This window comes from Agrobacterium sp. 16-2014-1-2a (assembly GCF_053522705.1).
In genome coordinates this window covers 18,652-37,769 of the sequence record NZ_JBNWBX010000004.1, presented here as the reverse complement: position 1 = coordinate 37,769, position 19,118 = coordinate 18,652, and the positions used below count along the sequence as shown (strand labels likewise).

Here is a 19,118-nt window from a genome sequence, read left to right as displayed (position 1 = left end):
GCAAGCAGGCACCGCCGGGTAACTGGCAAAAAAGTTTGGAAAACTGATAGTAAGGTGGAAGAACTTTATTGGAGAGAGCGATCGTGTACTTTCCTGGTGAGGGAATACGGCAGGTAAAGTTCACATAGGAGCCATCCTCTCCACCCTCATTCCTGTGCTTGTCACAGGAATCTGGCCGACACGCGTCTGCGTGGCGGAAATACTCATCCCAGCCCAAGGACTTGGGCTGGCTGGATCCCTGTGACAAGCACAGGGATGAGGGAGAAAGCCTTACCCCTTCATCACACCGTGGTTCCCCTTCGGAAAACCCGATGCCAGCGCGCTGTACCATTTGCCGCTGTTCTTCAACGTACGAACCTGCGTTTCGTAATCCACGTGCACGAGGCCAAAGCGCATGCGGTACCCTTCCGCCCATTCGAAATTGTCCATCAGGCTCCAGGCGAAGTAACCCCGCATGGGGTAACCGTCCTTCACCAGATCAGCAACGATACCAAGATGTTCGGCGTAATAGTCAAGACGGGGTTGATCATCCACCTCGCCGTTTTCGACGCCCATATTGTAGCAGGCGCCATTTTCGGTGATGTAGCAATCGGGCAGCTCGTAGCGCTCGTAGAGCGTCTCCACCAGGGAATGCAGCGCCGGCGCATAGACTTCCCAGCCGATATCGGTTTTGACATCGCTGACGGCCGGGGCTGGTTTGGTGGCAGGGAATTCCGCACCTTCGGTGGCATCGTCGGCAACGCGCATCGGTGTATAATAATTCAGGCCCCACCAGTCGAGCTTCTGGCTGATGATGGACAGGTCTTCCGCCTCCACCACCGGCATGCGGCTGCCCAGGGCTTCCATCATTTCGGCCGGATATTCGCCCTTGAAGACCGGATCGAAAAACGCGCCGTTGTGGAACTGGAATGCCCGTTCAGCTGCCTTCAGGTCGGCGTCGCTATTGGAGGCCGGGATGACGGAATGGGCGTTCAGCACCAGTCCGACCGGCACCTTGGGCGCAACATGGCGGGACGCCTCGACGCCGAAACCATGGGCAAGGTTGATGTGGTGCATGGCCGCAAGGGCTGCTTCCATGTTGCGCTCGCCCGGCGCATGAATGCCATAGAGATGGCTGAGCCAAACCGCACACCAGGGTTCATTGAAGGTCGCCACCGCATCCAGCCGGTCGCCCAGCCGTGCCATGACGGTCTTGGCGTAACGCTGGAAGGCATGGGCGGTGGAACGCGAGGCCCAGCCGCCGTCGCCCATTAGTGTCAGCGGCAGGTCCCAATGGTAAAGCGTCGCATAGGTCTTTATGCCGCGCGCCTTGCAGCCATCGACGAGGCGGTCGTAGAAATCCAGCCCCTTCTCGTTGATCGGACCGAAGCCATCGGGAACGATGCGCGGCCAGGCAATGGAGAAACGATAGGCCTCGACACCCATTTCCTTGATGAGATCGAGATCATCCTCCCAGCGATTATAGTGATCGCAGGCAACGTCGCCATTGTGGCGCCCGAAGACATGGCCCGGCATGTTGCAGAAGGCATCCCAGATGGATGGCTTGCGGCCGTCAACCTTGGTGGCACCCTCGATCTGGAACGAGGCGGTCGCCACGCCGAACAGGAAATCGCCGGGGAAACGGGCTGCAAGCGCTTTGTGATCGGTCATCGGATAGGCCCTTTCGTCATCCATCGAGCGTCAAAAGATGGAGAGCGGTTTAGACCAAGTCAGCAATGAGGTACAGCCGCAGGCGCGCAAAATCTGCAACGTTTCAGCAGCGCGGTTAAGATATCCAAAGCGCTTTAGTTACACGAAAGTCGCCGCAACGGTTTCCCGGCGGCGGGAGAAACGACAGCCCGGCAAATGCGGATGGGAGTTGAGTGTGGTGGAAAGTCTTGCATCTGCCGGGCCGCGCCTCGTTTGACCGGAATGCCGGTCCATCGGTGACAGCCTTTTCACGACACCTACCGGATCGGCCCTTCCCGCTGCTGGCAATTGCAGGACGCCTTTCCGGAACGCGGTTTGCCAGAACCACGCTTGTCGATGCCGGCAGCCGGTCCGCGAAAGGCGCCGCGCGTATCGCCCTTCCGTTCCGGTTGCAGGGGAATGATGCAGCGAAATGGACGGGTGGGGACATGCGGGGGAAAGGTTTTGCGGTAAGAGACTGGAAAGAAAGGAGGGGTGGCGCGGAAATGTTCTCGCCTTTGGCAGCAGACGGCGAGCATGCCCCCTAATCCGGCTATCGCAACCTTCTTAGTCTCACTTTATGGAATGTTATCTGCAGCATCGGGCCCGGAGACCGCACGGGGGCCGTACACCGCAGATACGACGTCATCCTCGGGCGTGTCGCGAGGATGACGGAGGAGAGGTTTTGCGGCTTTAACCAGCCTCTAGACGGGGGATGCTCCCCCGTCCTTTGTTTATGAACGTACCAGCCCGTCAAACGTAACGATTGACGACGTTCTCCAGATATTCCTGACGACCGGACTTCGGCTCGGGGTTGATATCCTGACGCTCGACCAGCGCTGCGATTTCTTCGAGCTTCAGCTCGCCGCGCAACATCTTCTGGGCTTCAGGTGCGTCCCACTTCGCGTAACGCTCCGAAAGCGGCTTCGACAGCGCGCCGTCCTCGATCATCTTCGCCGCCGCCTTCAGACCGCGGGCGCAGCAATCCATGCCGCCGATATGGCCGATCAGCAGGTCCTGCGGATCGAGCGACTGGCGACGCAGCTTGGAATCGAAGTTAGTGCCGCCATTGGTGAAGCCGCCGCCGGCCAGCACGTGGTAATAGGCCAGCGCCATTTCAGGTACGTTGTTGGGGAACTGGTCGGTATCCCAGCCAGACTGGTAATCGTTGCGGTTCATGTCGATGGAGCCGAAAATGCCGAAGGCATTGGCCATGGCCAGTTCGTGTTCGAAGGAATGGCCGGCGAGGATGGCGTGACCCTGCTCGATATTGACCTTCACTTCCTTTTCGAGACCGTTCTTCTGCAGGAACGCATAAACGGTTGCGACGTCGTAGTCGTACTGGTGCTTGGTCGGTTCCTGCGGCTTTGGCTCGATCAGGATCGTGCCTTCGAAACCGATCTTGTATTTGTATTCCACAACCAGATTGAGGAAGCGGCCGAGCTGGTCCAGCTCGCGCGAAAGATCGGTGTTGAGCAGCGTTTCGTAACCTTCACGACCGCCCCATAGCACGTAATTGGCGCCGCCGAGCTTCTTGGTGGCATCCATGCAGGTCTTCACCGTCGCAGCCGAGAATGCGAAGACATCCGGGTCCGGATTGGTCGCGGCACCCGACATGAAGCGGCGGTTGGAGAACAGGTTCGCCGTGCCCCACAGAAGCTTTACGCCGGTATCAGCCTGCTTCTGCGCGAAGTAGTCGACGATCTCGTTGAGGTTCCTGGTGTTTTCGGCAAAGTTCCTGCCTTCCGGGCGCACATCGGCGTCGTGGAAGCAATAGAACGGCGAACCGAGCAGCGAGAAGAATTCAAAGGCGACATCGGCCTTCAGCTTGGCAGCCTGCATGGTGTCTTCAAACCACGGACGCTGGAACGTCTGCCCACCGAATGGGTCGCCGCCCGGCCAGGTGAAGGTGTGCCAGTAAGCCACGGCAAAGCGCAGGTGATCTTCCATACGCTTTCCGGCAACGATCTCGTCGGGGTTGTAATGGCGGAAGGCGAGCGGGTTGGTGCTGTCGGGGCCTTCATATTTAATCTTGGCGATATCGCCGAAGAAGCCTGTGCTCATTGGATGGTTCCTCCTCTGGGGTGGGTTTAGGTGGTGTTCAAAAATTCGAGGTCTGCGCGGGCCGCTTACCCCCCTCTGTCCTGCCGGACATCTCCCCCACAAGGAGGGAGATCAGCAAGTTGCGCTCAACCGCTTCGATCGCGACCTCACAGGAGGACGTGACCTAGCCGCTTGTCGATCTCCCCCATTGTGGGGGAGATGCACGGCAGGGCAGAGAGGGGTGAACGGCGCACGCAAAACCTCAATGCGAAAGCGGCCGAATGGCGGGATAAAGCGCGTGATACCGCTGGTAAGCCTCCTCATAAGCATCGCCAAGCGCCACCACCGGCTCGATCGTCCGCGCCGTTTCCGGCTGCGTGCAGACTGCAACCGGATCTGCACCTGTTGCAGCGATGAGACCGAGGCGGGCGGCGCCGAAAGCGGCGCCGAAATCGCCCTCGGCCGGAATATCCACGGGCACACCGAGCGAAGTCGCGATCGAGGCCAGCCAATAGGCCGAGCGCGAACCGCCGCCGATGGCGGTGACGCGGGAAATGGAGGTGCCGGCCGACTTCAGCGCTTCGAGATTGTCACGGATGGCGAAAGTCACGCCTTCCAGCACGGCCTGCGTCAGCGCCCTGCGGTCACTTTCATGCGAAAGGCCAATGAAAGAGCCGCGAATGGCGGCATCGTTATGCGGCGTGCGCTCGCCGGAAAGATAGGGTGCGAAAGTGACGCCGCTCGGCGCAAGAAGCTCGTCGCCCAGTTCACCCGTCAGTTCGGCTGCGGACTTGCCAGTGAGGCGCGAATACCAGTTGAGTGCATCGGTAGCGGACAGGATGACGCCCATCTGGTGCCATGTGTTGGGAAGCGCGTGGCAGAACGCGTGTACGGCGCTTTCCGGCTTCGGCAGATAGGAGGCGTTGGCGGCAAACAACACGCCGGAAGTGCCGAGCGAAACGAACGCGTGGCCCTCTTTCACCGTGCCCATGCCGCAGGCGGAAGCGGCATTGTCACCCGCACCGCCGGCCACCACGGCCTTGCCCGCAATGCCCCATTGCGAGGCGAGCTCGGCACGCAGCACACCTGCCTCCTCGGTGCCTTCGACCAGCGACGGCATGTGTTTTTCTTCAAGGCCGGTCGCCGCCAGAAGATCGGCAGACCATTTGCGCGCACCGGTATCCAGCCACGATGTGCCGGCGGAATCCGACATTTCCGAGATATATTCACCCGCCAGCCACAGGCGCAGGTAATCCTTCGGCAGCAGTACCTTGGCCACCTTCGCGAAGATTTCAGGTTCGTTCTTCGCCACCCAGGCCAGTTTCGGTGCGGTAAAGCCGGGGAATACGATGTTGCCGGTGATCTTGCGGAAGCGCGGATCGGCATCGAGTTCGGCAGCCTCGGCATAGGAGCGCGTGTCGTTCCACAGAATGCACGGCCGCAGCACATTGCCGCTCGCGTCTATCAGCGTCGCGCCATGCATCTGGCCGGAAAGGCCGATACCTTTCACGGCAGCGAGTTCCTTCGCAAACTTCTGCTTCAGACCTTCGACTGCGGTTTTCGTGGCGGCAATCCAGTCCGCCGGGTCCTGTTCCGACCAGCCGTGATGCGGGCGCGAGACCTCCAGCGAGCCGTTGGCCGAGCCGACGATCTTCTGATCGCCGTCCATCAGCAGGGCTTTGACACCGGATGTTCCAAGATCGAGACCGAGATACATGTAATTCTCCATTCCGGCGCTCCTTGCGCCACTTCAGCGGTTTTAAGGGTCACCGCATTTCCGGACGGAAAACCGGCGGCCACTTTTCCTGGAAATGCTCTCCTCAGGGCAGATTGTCCCTGAGGAATATGTCGATACGGATACGCTCCTGCGCGGCGATGACAGCGAGACCATCCGCGCGCGCTTTCAACACGCGAATGGCGCTGCGCACCTCATGCCCTGCATCCTGGTTGAGCACGGCATCGAGCACGCCTTCCCGCAGCGCATTGGCCGTGTTTTCGGTGAGCTCATGGGCGATGGCGGATGGCGACCTTTCGCCCGATGACGCTCTGAGCGCCCGGATGAGGCCGCGATTACCGGCGCCGAGACTGTAGATGCCGGACAGCGCGTCGCTCGCAAGCGCCTTGGTGACCAGCGCCTCGACGGTGACGGGATCGTCCCGGCCTTCGAGGACCGGCAATAGTCGCAGGTCCGGAAATTCGCTTTCGATGACGGAGCGGAAGCCGTCTAGGCGTTCGCGATGGTCGCGCACCAGCATCGAGCCGGCAACGACCGCAATATCGCCGCCGCGCCCGGACAGGAAGCGCCCCATGAGGCTAGCCGCCGTGCGCCCGGCCGCAACGTTGTCGACGCCGGCATAATGGTCGCGGCGCGAACCGGAGAGATCGGAAACCAGCGTGACGGTGGCGATGCCATCTTCGGCCAGCCGGTCTGCGGCTTCGGCAACATCCTCAGAATCGGTGGCGACGAAAGCGACGCCCGACGGCTTTTCCCGCCGCGCGACTTCCAGCGCCTCCGTCAGTGCCGCGGCATTGAAGGGCGGCACCTCGATAACGCGGATCGCCGTGCGCTCCAGATGGGCACGGGCGGCTGCGGCACGAACTTCGGCTCGCAGCGTCGCCATGAAGGAATTGTCGTTGCCGGGAAGGATGAAGACCAGTGAATAATTGCGACCCTTGGCCAAATTGGCGGCGGCGATATCGCGCACATAACCAAGCTCGGCAATCGCCGCCTCTACCCGCGCTCGAGTAGCGGCGTGAACGCCGGGGCGCATGTTCAGCACCCGGTCGATGGTGGCAAGGCTGACACCCGCCCGCTCGGCGATATCGTGAACTGTCGGCTTCATGTTTCCTCCCGTGCCATTTGAATATCCAGCTTTGCCGCCGTCGTAAACCGAAAAATGATGTACGTACCTCACATTTTCAGCAAGATGATGATTTCGCTTTATTTCAATCTCTGAACTGCGGGTACGCGCCTTTGCCCGGCGTCATCCCTCGGCTTTTCCCAAGGATTTAGGCACGTCAATAAAATCAACAGGCTGCAGATCATCGGAGCTGACCAACAACTTTCGTCATTTTAGCCTTGGATCAAGGACTTGGGCTTACTGGATACCGGCTCAAGGACGGCATGACGGAAAAGTATCGCAAACCAGACAAAAAAGGGGCCGTCATTTCCGACGGCCCCAGCTCTGCGGTGGATGGGAGGGGATTTTGTTCAGTGCGCCGCGTCTGGTGGCGGCGCTGCCTTGGGTTTCTGGATCAGCACGGTCATGAAGATCAGGCTGCCGAACAGCAGCGTCAGCGCGAAGAACACATCCGCAAAGGCGAGTATCCACGCCTGCTGCGAGACCATGCCGACCAGCTTCTTGATCGCGACGGAAGCACCGTCCAGCCCGTAAGAATCATAGTTCGCGCCGACATTGTTCAGCCACTCCAGCGCCTGTGGATTGGAATAGCTGACATGTTCCGCCAGCCGCACATAATGATCGTCGGTGCGCTGCGACAGCAGGGTGTTGATGACGGCAAGGCCAACCGCGCCGCCGAGGTTGCGGGTGAGGTTGAACAGGCCCGAGGCATTGCGGATGCGCGCGGGCGGAAGCGTGCCGAGCGCGATGTTGTTGATCGGCACCATGCACATCATCAGTCCGAAACCGCGCAGGACCTGCGGAATCAGCAGCTCGTAGAAATCCCAGTCGGTGGTCACATGCGTCATGATCCACGTGCCGCAACCGAAGCTGATGAAGCCGATGGCCATCATGATGCGCGGATCGAGCTTGGTGGATACCTTGCCGGCAATCGGCGCGGTGAAGAACATGGCAAGACCGGAAACGAACATGGTCTCGCCGATCATCAGCGCATCGTAACCGCGCACGCGACCGAGATAGAGCGGGTAGAGATAGGTTAGCCCGTAAAGCCCTATGCCCATCACGAAGGAAAACAGCGAGCCGATGGAAAAATTTCGGTCCGCAAAGGCGCGGATGTCCACAACGGGGAAGTCCACCTTGAAGGCACGCCAGAAGAACACCACCGCACCGATGACCATGGCCACCGAACCGATGACGATATGCTCGTCGTTGAACCAGTCCTTGTTGTTGCCCTCTTCCAGCACGTATTCCAGAGAGCCGAGGAAGACGGCCATGGAGATCAGCCCCCACCAGTCGAACTTCTTCCAGAGCGAGGTTTCAGGCTTGTCGAAATCGATCAGGCTCCATGTCAGGATGGTGACGATGATGCCGGGAATGATGTTGACGAGGAACAGCCAGTGCCAGGAGAAGGCATTGGAAAGATAACCGCCGACCGTGGGACCGATGGTGGGCGCAAGCGTGGCGACGAGACCGATGATCGGCGAGACGACCGAACGCTTGGAGGGCGGGAAAATGGTGAAGGCGGCCGCAAAGACCGACGGGATCATGCCGCCGCCGATAAAGCCCTGGATCGCCCGGTAGACGATCATCTGGTCGATATTGGTTGCGGTGGCGCAGAGCGCGCTCGACAGGGTGAAGCCGGCGGCGCAGGTGGCAAACAGCACGCGCGTGGACAGGATGCGCGCCAGCGTGCCCGACAGAGGGATCATGATGACTTCTGCGATCAGATAGGATGTCTGCACCCAGGCGATCTCGTCGGAGCCCGCCCCGAGACCTGCCTGGATTTCCGCAAGCGAGGCGGAGACGATCTGAATATCGAGAATGGACATGAACATGCCGAAGACCATCGCGAAGAACGCGATGAGCCTGCGCTTGTCCATGGGTGGATCGACGGGGACAGATACCCCGCCTGTGCCGACAACCGTAGCCGCCATGATCTTGCCCTCAACGACGCCCTGGTTGGCCTATGGGTTAACGTGCGCCGTTTTCGTGTTTTCCGGCGCCGTGCGGGTATCCACATCAACGACGACGCTCAGGCCCGCACGCAGATTGTGCTTGGCGAGATCTTCCTTTGAGAAGACGATACGCACCGGTACGCGCTGGATGACCTTGGTGAAGTTACCCGTGGCGTTTTCCGGCGGCAGCATCGAGAAGACCGAACCGGAACCGGGCGAGATCGACTGGACCGTGCCCTCAATGGTCTCGTCGTCGAAAGCATCCACATGGACGCGGACCTTCGAACCGGGCACCACGCGGGCCAGCTGCGTTTCCTTGAAATTGGCGTCGATATAAAGCTCGTTCAACGGCACCAGCGAAGCAAGGCGCTTGCCGACCGAAACGAGATCGCCCGTCTGCACCGCCAGATTGCCTATAACGCCGTCATAAGGCGCTTTCAGCACGGTGAAGGCCAGATCGCGGGCCGCCTTGTCCTTGGAAAGTTGCAGCGAACGGATGGTGCTTTCGGCTTCCTCGCGCTGGGCGCGAAGAAGCTCGACATTGGCTTTCGCGGACGAGATCGCCGCCTCGCCGGCTACGACATTCGCCCTGGCCTGATCGAGCGCGACCTGCGCGCTGTCGGAAGCGGCAACGGTGCCGACATCTTTCGCCTGCAATTCGGTGGCGCGCTTCTGGGTGATTTCCGCGCCGCGAAGGGCCGCATCCAGAGCGCCCTTCTGGGCAACGGCCTGTTCCTGCGCTGCCTCGCCGCCGATGATCTGCGCATCGATGCGCTTCAGCGACAGTTCCTCGGTGCGGATCTGCGCGTCGGCCTGTTCAAGCGCGATGCGATAGTCGCCGTCATCCAGAGTGACCAGCGGATCACCCGCCTTGACTTCCTGGTTTTCGACAACGTTCACCTTGGCGATGTAACCCGAAACCTTGGGCGCGATGACCGCGATATCACCCTGAATGTAGGCGTCATCCGTCGAAACCATGAAGCGACCGTCGATCCACCAATTATAACCGTACCAGCCAGCGCCAGCGAGAAGGGCGATCGCAAAGATCGGCAGAAGCGGCGAACGCTTCTTCTTCTTAGGTGCGGCAATTGTCTGTGGCGGCTGTTGCGGCGGGGCCTCCACCGGCTTTGCCGGAGAGGTCTCAGCCTTGGCGGAAACGTCCGCCTCTTCCGCATCGTTGACGGCGCGAACCGCGCTATTCTTCTGGGCCGACATGAGATTGTACCGTGATAAATTGAAGAAAGTTTTTCGAACTGAACCGTTCGGTTCGATTGACATAATCCCTTTCCTGACACATATCAAGTGTAATCGAACTGATTGGTTCGACGTTCGGTTAATTTTTTTTACGCCATTGCAGTGCTAGGAACCGGTAACGATGGCAGGTAAAGACATGGATATGGAGACGGAAACCGAAACGGGCTGTCCGGGAAACCCCGCCGGGCGTTTTGCTGCGGGCGAAGACCCGGCCAAGCGTGAGCAGATTGTTGCCGGCGCCTGGCGCGTGTTCAAGCGCAAGGGCTTCGATGCCGCCAGCATGAACGACATCACGCGGGAAGCCGGCGTTTCCAAGGGAACGATCTATGTCTATTTCTCCAACAAGGAAGACCTGTTCGCCGCCCTTGTCGATCATCACCGGCAGGAATTCGCGACCTCCATGCGCAACATTCTGGCCGGCACCGAAGAGGTGCGCGACGGCCTGAAACAGTTCGGCAAGGCCTTCGCCAACAAGATGATCTGCTCCGAAATGATACCGGCCATGCGCTCGGTGATCGGCGTCATCGACCGCATGCCGAAGCTGGCGCAGCGTTTCTTCATCGCAGCACCCAACAACGTGCGCACCGTTCTTCAGGATTTCATCGAGCATCAGGTCTCGCTCGGCCATCTCAAGGTCGATGACGTCGAACTTGCCGCCCGGCAATATATCGAGCTTTCCACGGGAACTTTCTTCAAGCTGCGCCTGTTCGGAGAACTCGAAGGTCCGGTTCCCGAAGAGGAGCTGGACCGGGTGATCGACAGCGCCATCATGGTGTTCATGGCGGCTTACGGAACCGACAAGGCCTGAAATCATTCAGCAACGGGCGACCGGACCGGCAACGGCACGGGGCCTGATACGCGGTTTGCGCGAAATTTCGATGAAATCTTGCCTATCACAGGCGCGGTCTCCTTGTTTCTCGCGTATTGCGCTATAAATTCCACGAACCGAATGTTTCGGGTGGCCTTGTTGCTGAAAGGAAAAATTCCCTGATGGAGTCCGTTCTCCCTCTTCTGTCCGACCCCGCTGCCTGGGTGGCGCTGGTCACCCTGATCGTCATGGAGGTCGTGCTTGGCATCGACAACCTGATCTTCATCTCGATCCTCACCAACAAGCTTCCGCCTGAACAGCGCGAAAAAGCCCGCAAGATCGGCATCGGGCTTGCCTTAATCATGCGCCTCGGCCTTCTCGGCACTGTGGCCTGGATCGTGCAGCTCACCACGCCGGTCTTCGAAATCTTCGGCCACGCCTTCTCGTGGAAGGACATGATCCTCATCGCCGGCGGTCTCTTCCTGATGTGGAAGGCTACCAAGGAAATCCACCACAATGTCGATCCTGAAGATCACAAGGAAGACATGGTGGGCGGCCCGGTTGCAATGAATTTCGGCGCCGCCATCGGCCAGATCCTGCTGCTCGACCTCGTGTTCTCTGTGGACAGCATCATCACCGCCGTTGGCATGACACCGCATCTGCCGATCATGATCGTGGCCGTGATCTTTGCCGTTGCGGTGATGCTGCTCGCCGCAACGCCGCTCGCCAACTTCATCGAGCGCAACCCCACCATCGTCATGCTGGCACTCGCCTTCCTGATGATGATCGGCACCACTCTGATCGCCGAAGGCATGGGCTTCCATGTTCCCAAGGGCTACGTCTATGCCGCCATGGCGTTTTCGGCGCTGGTGGAACTGCTCAACATGCTGGCGCGTAACGCCAGACAGCGCAAGAAAGCACAGGCGGCCAAACCGCACTGATTGCCTCGACCCGTCAGCCCGACTTGATCCGGCATCCCTTCAGCCCAAGCCCTTGGGCTGAACACTTCCCGCCGCGCCGACGCGCGGCGGCTGGATTCCGGCTCAAGGCCGGTATGACGCGAACGTGTGGAAAGCGCCGGCCAGTCGGAACCGCATGCCCCGCCTCGCGTTCTTCGACATCCCTACCGGAAGAGTCCGTCCCGCCGTCTCTCCTTCGAAAGCATAAGCAAGCATGACGACCGACCAGATCCTCGCCTTTACCGTCATCGCCGGCATGATGGTCGCGTTCATATGGGACAGGTTCCGCTATGATGTGGTCGCGTGCAGCGCGTTGCTGGTGGCGGTGGCGGTTGGGGTTGTGCCTTTCGACAAGGCGTTCTCCGGTTTCTCGGACGATATCGTCATCATCGTCGGCAGCGCGCTGATCGTCAGTTCGGCCGTGGCGCGTTCAGGGGTCGTCGATATGACGATCAAGAAATATTTCCCGGAGATGCACTCCAAAACCCTGCAACTGGCCTTTCTGATGATCGTCGTCGCCATCATGTCGGCCTTCATCAAGAACATCGGCGCGCTTGCCATCATGATGCCGGTTGCTTTCCAGTTCGCCCGCAAATCCGGCAGCCCTGTTTCCTATTATCTGATGCCCATGGCCTTCGCCGCCCTTCTGGGCGGGCTTATGACGCAGATCGGCACCTCGCCCAACATCGTCGTTTCCAGGCTGCGTGAGGAAATGACCGGGCAGAGCTTCTCGATGTTCGATTTCACCCCGGTCGGTGCCGGGCTGACCGTGATCGGCATCATCTTCCTGACCTTCGGTTACCGCCTGCTGCCGGTGCGCAACCGCCAGCAGGCATCGATGGAGGATATTCTGGACCAGTCGGCCTATACCGCCGAAGCGACGCTTCCCGCCGACAGCACCTACGCCGACAAGCCGCTGCGGGAGCTGTTGAAACAGGCGGATGGCGACGTAATCGCCAGCACGATCCTGCGCGGGCCCCGGCGTATCTCCCCCTTCCCCGATGTCAATCTGAAGCCGGGCGACACCATTCTTCTCGAAGGCAACCCGGAGGGCCTCGACCGCATCGTCTCGCAGGCCAAGCTGCTGCTGTCAGGCAAGCCGCTCACCGAGAACGGCCAGAAGACCGCTGACCTTATTTCCATGGAAGCGGTTATCAGCAACGAATCCGTTCTCAACGGGATTTCCGCGCGCGAACTGGCGCTGTCCTACACCCGCGGCGTCAATCTGATTGCAGTGAGCCGTCGCGGCCAGCGCGTAAGCCAGCGGCTCTCCGACCTGACATTGCAGGCGGGCGACGTCATTCTCCTGCAGGGCAGCCGCAAGAACCTGCCACAGGTATTGCAGGAATTTTCGCTGCTGCCCCTGGCGCAGCGGGAAATCCTGCTTGGGGTGCAGCGCCGCGCGCTTTTGCCCGTCATCGTGCTTGCCGCGGCCATGATTGCCGCCGGCAGCGGGCTGGTGCCGGTATCCGTCGCCTTTTTCGCCGCCGCCTTCCTGATGATCGTCGTCGGCGCGATACCGCTCACCGAAGTCTATAAATCGATCGACGGGCCGATCCTCGTCATGCTCGCCGCCCTCATTCCCGTCAGCGACAGTCTGCGCACCAGCGGCGCCAGCGAGCTGATCGCCGCCTGGCTCGGCCATGCCGCACAAGGACTGCCGCCCTTCGCAGCACTCGGCATGATCCTGTTGACCGCCATGGCGGTAACGCCCTTCCTCAACAATGCTGCAACCGTGTTGGTCATGGCACCCATCGCCGCCGGTTTCGCCACCACGCTCGGCTTTCGGCCGGAGGCCTTTCTGATGGCGGTGGCGATCGGCGCCGGCTGCGATTTCCTCACGCCCATCGGCCACCAGTGCAACACGTTGGTCATGGGTCCGGGCGGTTATCGGTTCAGCGATTATCCGCGCCTTGGACTGCCGCTGTCGATCATGATCGTCATTGCCAGCATTCCGATGCTGCTTTATGTCTGGCCGGTGAATTAGGGGCGGTTTACGTCCGGGCGAAGACAGCGCAAGCGCCATATTTCCTTGACGCCTGCGGCATAATATGGCCTAAGCCGATGCCGAACGGAAATATGCAAAAGTGCGTTCAACACGCCTTTCCGCACCCTTTCCCGCCGCATTCAAACGAAAACTTCGTGATAGAAGGGTGAAGCCGCCCCGATGTCACCACCCCGTCACGACGAGTGAATTTCATGACCACTTCCGGCGTTCGCGTCCGCATCGCACCTTCCCCCACCGGCGAGCCGCATGTCGGCACCGCTTACATCGCGCTGTTCAACTATCTCTTCGCCAAGAAACACGGCGGCGAGTTCATCCTGCGCATCGAGGATACCGACGCCACCCGCTCGACGCTGGAATATGAGCAGAAGGTTCTGGAGGCGCTGCGCTGGACCGGCCTCACCTGGTCGGAAGGCCCTGACGTCGGTGGCCCCTACGGTCCCTACCGCCAGTCCGAGCGCAAGCTGATGTACTGGCCCTATGCCGAAGAATTGCTGGAAAAAGGCCATGCCTTCCGCTGTTTCTGCACGCCCGAGCGGCTTGAGCAGATGCGCGAAGCGCAGCGCGCCGCTGGCAAGCCGCCAAAATATGACGGTCTCTGCCTCCACCTGAAGGCTGAAGAAGTGACCACCCGCGTCGCCGCCGGCGAAGCCAACGTCGTGCGCATGAAAATCCCGACCGAAGGTTCGTGCGATTTCCATGACGGCGTTTACGGCGATGTCTCGATCCCCTGGGATTCGGTTGACATGCAGGTGCTGATCAAGGCCGACGGCATGCCGACCTATCACATGGCAAACGTCATCGACGACCATCTGATGAAGATCACCCATGTGGCGCGCGGCGAAGAGTGGCTGGCTTCAGTGCCCAAGCACATCCTGCTTTACCGTTATTTCGGCTGGGACCAGCCGACGTTCATGCATCTTTCGCTGATGCGCAACGCCGACAAATCGAAGCTTTCCAAGCGCAAGAACCCGACGTCGATCTCCTATTATTCCGCGCTCGGCTACCTGCCGGAAGCGCTGATGAACTTCCTCGGCCTGTTCTTCATCCAGATCGCCGAAGGCGAAGAGCTGCTGACCATGGAAGAGCTGGCCGCGAAGTTCGATCCGGAAGCACTTTCCAAGGCCGGCGCCATCTTCGATATCCAGAAGCTGGACTGGCTAAACGGCCGCTGGCTGCGCGAAAAGCTCACGCCTGAGGACTTCATTGCCCGCACGCTGGAATGGGCGATGGAAAATTCCCGCCTGACCGAAGGCCTGAAGCTTGCCCAGAGCCGCATTTCCAAGCTCGGCGAATTGCCAAACCTTGCCGGCTTCCTGCTTTCGAGCGACGTTGGCCTGACGCCCGCCTCCTTTGCCGGTCTCAAAAGCAAGCCCGAGGAAATCCACGAAATCCTCACCACGGTTGCCACCGATCTGGAAAAAATGCCTGATTGGAACGTTGAAGCCATCGAGGCCGAGCTGCGCGACATTGCCGAACGCACCGGCAAGAAACTGCGCGTCGTCACCCCGCCGCTCTTCGTCGCCGTCTCCGGTTCCTCGCGCTCGCTGCCGCTGTTTGACTCGATGGCGCTGCTCGGCCGCTCCGTGGTGCGCCAGCGCCTGAAGGTCGCTATTGCCGTTGTGGCCACGATGGTTGGCAGCGGTGCTTGATGCCTGCCGGGGCGGGTTTTAAATCCACCCCTCATTCCTGCGCTTGTCACAGGAATCCAGCCACGGCGCGTCGGCGCCGTGAAAGAATGAATTGAGGTCTCCCGCGCCAAGGACTTGGGCGCACTGGATTCCTGTGACAAGCACAGGAATGAGGGATACGGGAGGCAATTGTCGCCGCGGCAACGCCGCAACAGGATTGAACAATGAACGACAAGACAACCGAAACCACCGCCCTTTCCTCCGACGCCACCGAAGTGCGCCGCCAGAAACTTGCGCTGCTGCGCGAGCAGATCGGCGATGTCTATCCGGCGCATTTCCATCGCACGCTGACCAATGCGGAGCTGGCGGAAAAATATGCCGATATCGAACCGGACACGGAAACCGGCGACACGGTAACGGTGGCGGGCCGCGTTTATTCGTCGCGCAATTCCGGCATGTTCATGGATATCCATGACGCCTCGGGCAAGGTGCAGATCTTCTCTCACAAAGATACGACGCCGGAAACGGCGCGCAATCTTCTGCCGATGATCGACATCGGCGACATCATCGGCGTAACCGGCAAGGTGCGCCGCACCAAGCGCGGCGAGCTGACGATCAACGCCGAAGAAATCACCATGCTCACCAAGTCGCTTCTGCCGATGCCGGAAAAATGGCACGGTGTCTCCGATATCGAGCTGCGTTACCGCAAGCGCCATCTCGATATTCTGGCGAACGAGGACTCCAAGCTGCGCTTTTTGCAGCGCTCCAAGATCCTGTCCGGCATCCGTCGCTTCATGGAGGCCGAAGGCTTCCTAGAAGTGGAAACGCCGATGCTGCAGACAGTTTATGGCGGTGCGACGGCCGATCCGTTCAAGACCTTCCACAATACGTTGAAGATGGACATGTATCTGCGCATCGCGCCGGAACTGTTCCTGAAGCGCACGCTGGTATCAGGCCTTTCCGACAAGGTCTTTGAAATCAACCGCAACTTCCGCAACGAAGGCGTCTCCACAAGGCACAATCCTGAATTCACCATGATGGAGTGCTATTGGGCCTATGCCGACTACGAAGACATCATGGGTCTCGTAGAGCGTCTGTTCGAGACGCTGGCGATTGCCCTGCACGGCACGACCGAGGTGGAATTCCAGGGCCAGACAATTTCCTTCAAGGGACCGTTCAAGCGCGTGCCCATGCCTGATGCGGTGAAGGAAGCGACCGGCATCGACTTCCTTGCGATCAAGACTGACGAGGAAGCCCGCGCCGCCGCCAAGGCTGCCGGTTTCGCCGTCGAGAAGGACTGGACCTGGGGCGAATGCCTTGCCTTCATCTTCGAAGAGAAGGTCGAAGGTACGCTTATCCAGCCGAGCCACGTCACGCATTTCCCGAAGGATATCTCGCCCTTCGCCAAGGAAGTGCCGGGCGAACCGCGCCTCGTGGAGCGTTTTGAGAGCTATTGCAACGCCTGGGAAGTGGGCAATGCCTTCTCCGAACTCAACGATCCCGAAGAGCAGCGCCGCCGCATGGTGGAGCAGCTTGAGCAGGCCCATGCCCGCGGTGAAAAGGACAAGCAGCTGGATGACGAATTCCTCGACGCCATCGATCAGGGCATGCCACCCGCCGGCGGCCTCGGCATCGGTGTCGATCGCCTGATCATGCTCCTGACCAACGCCCCATCGATCCGCGACGTCATCCTCTTCCCGGCCCGCCGCAACAAGGCGGACTGATCGGACGAAACCCGAGGCGGCCCACGGCCGCTTCGGCGGCCGATTTTTCGCCATGCTCCACCTTGTCCAACTTCTATCCAGTTTAAACGATGGGACACTGGGCATGACATTGAAGTTGGTGGCAGCGAAGGGTGCGTATTTCTCAACGTCATCCTCGGCCCTGTGTCGAGGATCTAATCACGTCCAATAAGGTTAGTCCGTTGCAGATCCTCGGGACAAGCCCGTGGATGACGTCAGAGTGTGTGGCGTGATTGCACTTAATCCCCTTGCCGGTTTTCCACTTGAGACGAAGACGCACCGAAGTAGTTATCTGGTTCCCCGGCCTGCGGATCGCATAGATTCACTTAACCCTTAGTAGAATATACTGGCGATACCGCCTCAACTTGTGATACCCATTCCCCATCATTTCGAATTGTGTTTGACGGCTTTCCGCTAACGGGGCTGTCGGGGAGATACGCATGCCCGAGAATGAGCTTCCCAAGTACCGGCCCGATATGTTCGCAACACCGGAAAAGGAATGCGACGTGGTGATGAAGGGCGGCATCACCTCCGGCGTCGTTTATCCCTATGCCGTTTTGGAACTGGCGCGCCGATACCGCTTCCGCTCGATAGGCGGCACGTCAGCCGGTGCGATTGCCGCCGCCTTTGCGGCTGCGGCTGAATATTCCCGTACCGTGAGGGACGATCCGGATGGCTTCGTCCGCTTGCAGGCCCATTGCGATACGATACCCAATATTCTGGGCAAGCTTTTCCAGCCGGAACGCCGTTTTCGCCCGCTGATGCGTTACCTGCTGTGGGCGCAGGCCGGCGGTTGGCCAGGCAAGATCCTGGGGCTCCCCATGGCTTTCCCGCTGGCCTCGATAGCCGGCATAGCCATCGGCGCCAGCCTGTTGTGGGCCACAGGCGGAGGCTACGCCGGGTCAATTCTCGGCGGGCTGGTGGGGCTGTTGATTGGAATCCTTAGTCAAATCCTGTGGCTGGTTTTCTATCGGTTACCGCAGGAGGGGTTCGGTTTCTGTTCGGGACTAACGGTTTCAGATGCGGATGGTCCGGGCCTGACGGAATGGCTTCATTCGTCGATCCAGGACATCGCTTTTGGTAACGAAGCCGCGACAGCGCCGCCGCTGACCTTTGGCCACCTCGCCAGCGACGACCCGAAAAAAAGTATAAACCTGAAGATGGTTACGACGAACCTGTCGATGCGGCGGCCGCACACGCTTCCGACCACGAATCTCATGGTGGCTTACGACCCGAAGGAATGGAGCCAACTGTTTCCGGCTGCCGTGATGAACTGGCTGAAGCAGGTCGCAACACCAGGCGGCCCGTTTCCCGAACTCAAGGCATTTCCGGAGCCTACCCAGTTACCGGTCATTATCGCCACGCGCATGAGCCTGAGTTTCCCGGTGCTGTTCAAGGCTATTCCGGCCTATACCAATGATCGCGGCACGCTGGATATTGTGCAGCGTATCAGTGGTGAAGCGCGGCCCGTCATGAAGGCGAAAATCTGGTTCTCCGATGGCGGGATCAGCAGCAACTTTCCCATTCACCTTTTCGACGCCCTGCTTCCGTCGCGTCCCACTTTCGCACTCAGCCTCGATGAACTGCCGAAATCCATCGCCAGCAGCAGCAAGCGCGTCACGATTCCGCAGGCGGCCGGCGAAGGGATAGGCGTGCCCGTTCACAAGATGGAAAAGATGAGCGGTTTCCTGGGCAGCATTCTCAGTTCGGCGAAGGACTGGCAAGATCAATCCCTTGCCACCATGCCAGGCCAGAGAGAGCGCATTGCCCGTGTCTTTCTCTCCAAAGAGGAAGGCGGGCTAAACCTTACCATGCCACCGGAGCGATCGGCGAAGCTCATGAGTTACGGCCTTGAGGTCGGATCGCTCTTCGCAAATGGCGCGCTGGATTTTGACGAGCATCGCTGGCGACGAACGCTTGTTGCCTATGATCGGCTGGAAGACACGGTGTTTGCGACGCAGCGCCTGTGGAGCGAGGGCAAATACGAAGAATGGCTGACGGGTTACATCGACAGGGTCGACAGCTACAAAAACGTGACGAAGGCTGAGCGGGAAAAACTGATTGCTCGAATTGCCGCCTTTGCCGCTCTATCGCAAAGCTTCTCGCCGGAGATTGTCAACAAGCGCAAGAAATTTCCAAATCCGGCCGGCCGCTTGCGTATCGGGCCGGACACCTGACCAAAACGCTTAGGG

The 19,118-nt window shown here is 59.8% G+C and carries 12 protein-coding genes; 6 read left to right on the top strand and 6 right to left on the bottom strand.

Annotation, left to right across the window (positions count from 1 at the left end; genetic code table 11):
- Positions 1-270 precede the first annotated feature (270 nt).
- From ACQZ45_RS14370 to ACQZ45_RS14345, 6 genes are all read right to left on the bottom strand, one after another.
- Positions 271-1,650 carry a GH1 family beta-glucosidase gene (locus tag ACQZ45_RS14370; protein ID WP_448742305.1) on the bottom strand — a complete coding sequence of 460 codons (1,380 nt, stop codon included), beginning with the start codon at positions 1,648-1,650 and terminating at the stop codon, positions 271-273.
- Between the two features lie 771 nt (positions 1,651-2,421).
- Positions 2,422-3,732 carry a xylose isomerase gene (gene xylA / locus ACQZ45_RS14365; RefSeq protein WP_003516221.1) on the bottom strand — a complete coding sequence of 437 codons (1,311 nt, stop codon included), beginning with the start codon at positions 3,730-3,732 and terminating at the stop codon, positions 2,422-2,424.
- A 241-nt stretch (positions 3,733-3,973) separates the two neighbouring features.
- Entirely contained in the window at positions 3,974-5,428 is a 1,455-nt protein-coding gene (gene xylB / locus ACQZ45_RS14360) for a xylulokinase (RefSeq protein WP_448742370.1), read from the bottom strand.
- A gap of 103 nt (positions 5,429-5,531) precedes the next feature.
- Positions 5,532-6,554, bottom strand: a complete 1,023-nt coding sequence (locus ACQZ45_RS14355; protein WP_448742304.1) for a LacI family DNA-binding transcriptional regulator — start codon at positions 6,552-6,554, stop codon at positions 5,532-5,534.
- Positions 6,555-6,922: 368 nt separating this feature from the next.
- Positions 6,923-8,506 (bottom strand): DHA2 family efflux MFS transporter permease subunit, encoded by a 1,584-nt coding sequence (locus tag ACQZ45_RS14350; protein WP_013762324.1) that lies wholly within the window; start codon positions 8,504-8,506, stop codon positions 6,923-6,925.
- A 30-nt stretch (positions 8,507-8,536) separates the two neighbouring features.
- The gene (locus tag ACQZ45_RS14345; RefSeq protein WP_019566960.1) at positions 8,537-9,742 is read right to left on the bottom strand and encodes an HlyD family secretion protein; all 1,206 of its coding nucleotides are present in this window, start codon (positions 9,740-9,742) and stop codon (positions 8,537-8,539) included.
- Positions 9,743-9,902: 160 nt separating this feature from the next.
- Here ACQZ45_RS14345 and ACQZ45_RS14340 point away from each other — a divergent pair, with 160 nt between their 5' ends.
- From ACQZ45_RS14340 to ACQZ45_RS14315, 6 genes are all read left to right on the top strand, one after another.
- Complete coding sequence (locus ACQZ45_RS14340; protein ID WP_333704649.1) at positions 9,903-10,589, top strand: TetR/AcrR family transcriptional regulator; 687 nt, start codon at positions 9,903-9,905, stop codon at positions 10,587-10,589.
- Between the two features lie 182 nt (positions 10,590-10,771).
- A complete protein-coding gene (locus ACQZ45_RS14335; RefSeq protein ID WP_003516210.1) occupies positions 10,772-11,530 on the top strand; it encodes a TerC family protein in 759 nt (252 codons plus the stop codon).
- 232 nt (positions 11,531-11,762) lie between these two features.
- Complete coding sequence (locus ACQZ45_RS14330) at positions 11,763-13,535, top strand: SLC13 family permease (RefSeq protein WP_003516208.1); 1,773 nt, start codon at positions 11,763-11,765, stop codon at positions 13,533-13,535.
- A 212-nt stretch (positions 13,536-13,747) separates the two neighbouring features.
- Positions 13,748-15,205: a glutamate--tRNA ligase gene (gene gltX / locus ACQZ45_RS14325; protein ID WP_035200649.1), complete on the top strand. Its 1,458-nt coding sequence runs from the start codon at positions 13,748-13,750 to the stop codon at positions 15,203-15,205.
- Positions 15,206-15,408: 203 nt separating this feature from the next.
- Positions 15,409-16,908, top strand: a complete 1,500-nt coding sequence (gene lysS / locus ACQZ45_RS14320) for a lysine--tRNA ligase (protein WP_013762320.1) — start codon at positions 15,409-15,411, stop codon at positions 16,906-16,908.
- Positions 16,909-17,402: 494 nt separating this feature from the next.
- On the top strand, positions 17,403-19,103 hold the full coding sequence (locus ACQZ45_RS14315) for a patatin-like phospholipase family protein (protein ID WP_414896265.1): 1,701 nt from the start codon (positions 17,403-17,405) through the stop codon (positions 19,101-19,103).
- The last annotated feature ends 15 nt before the right edge of the window (positions 19,104-19,118 follow it).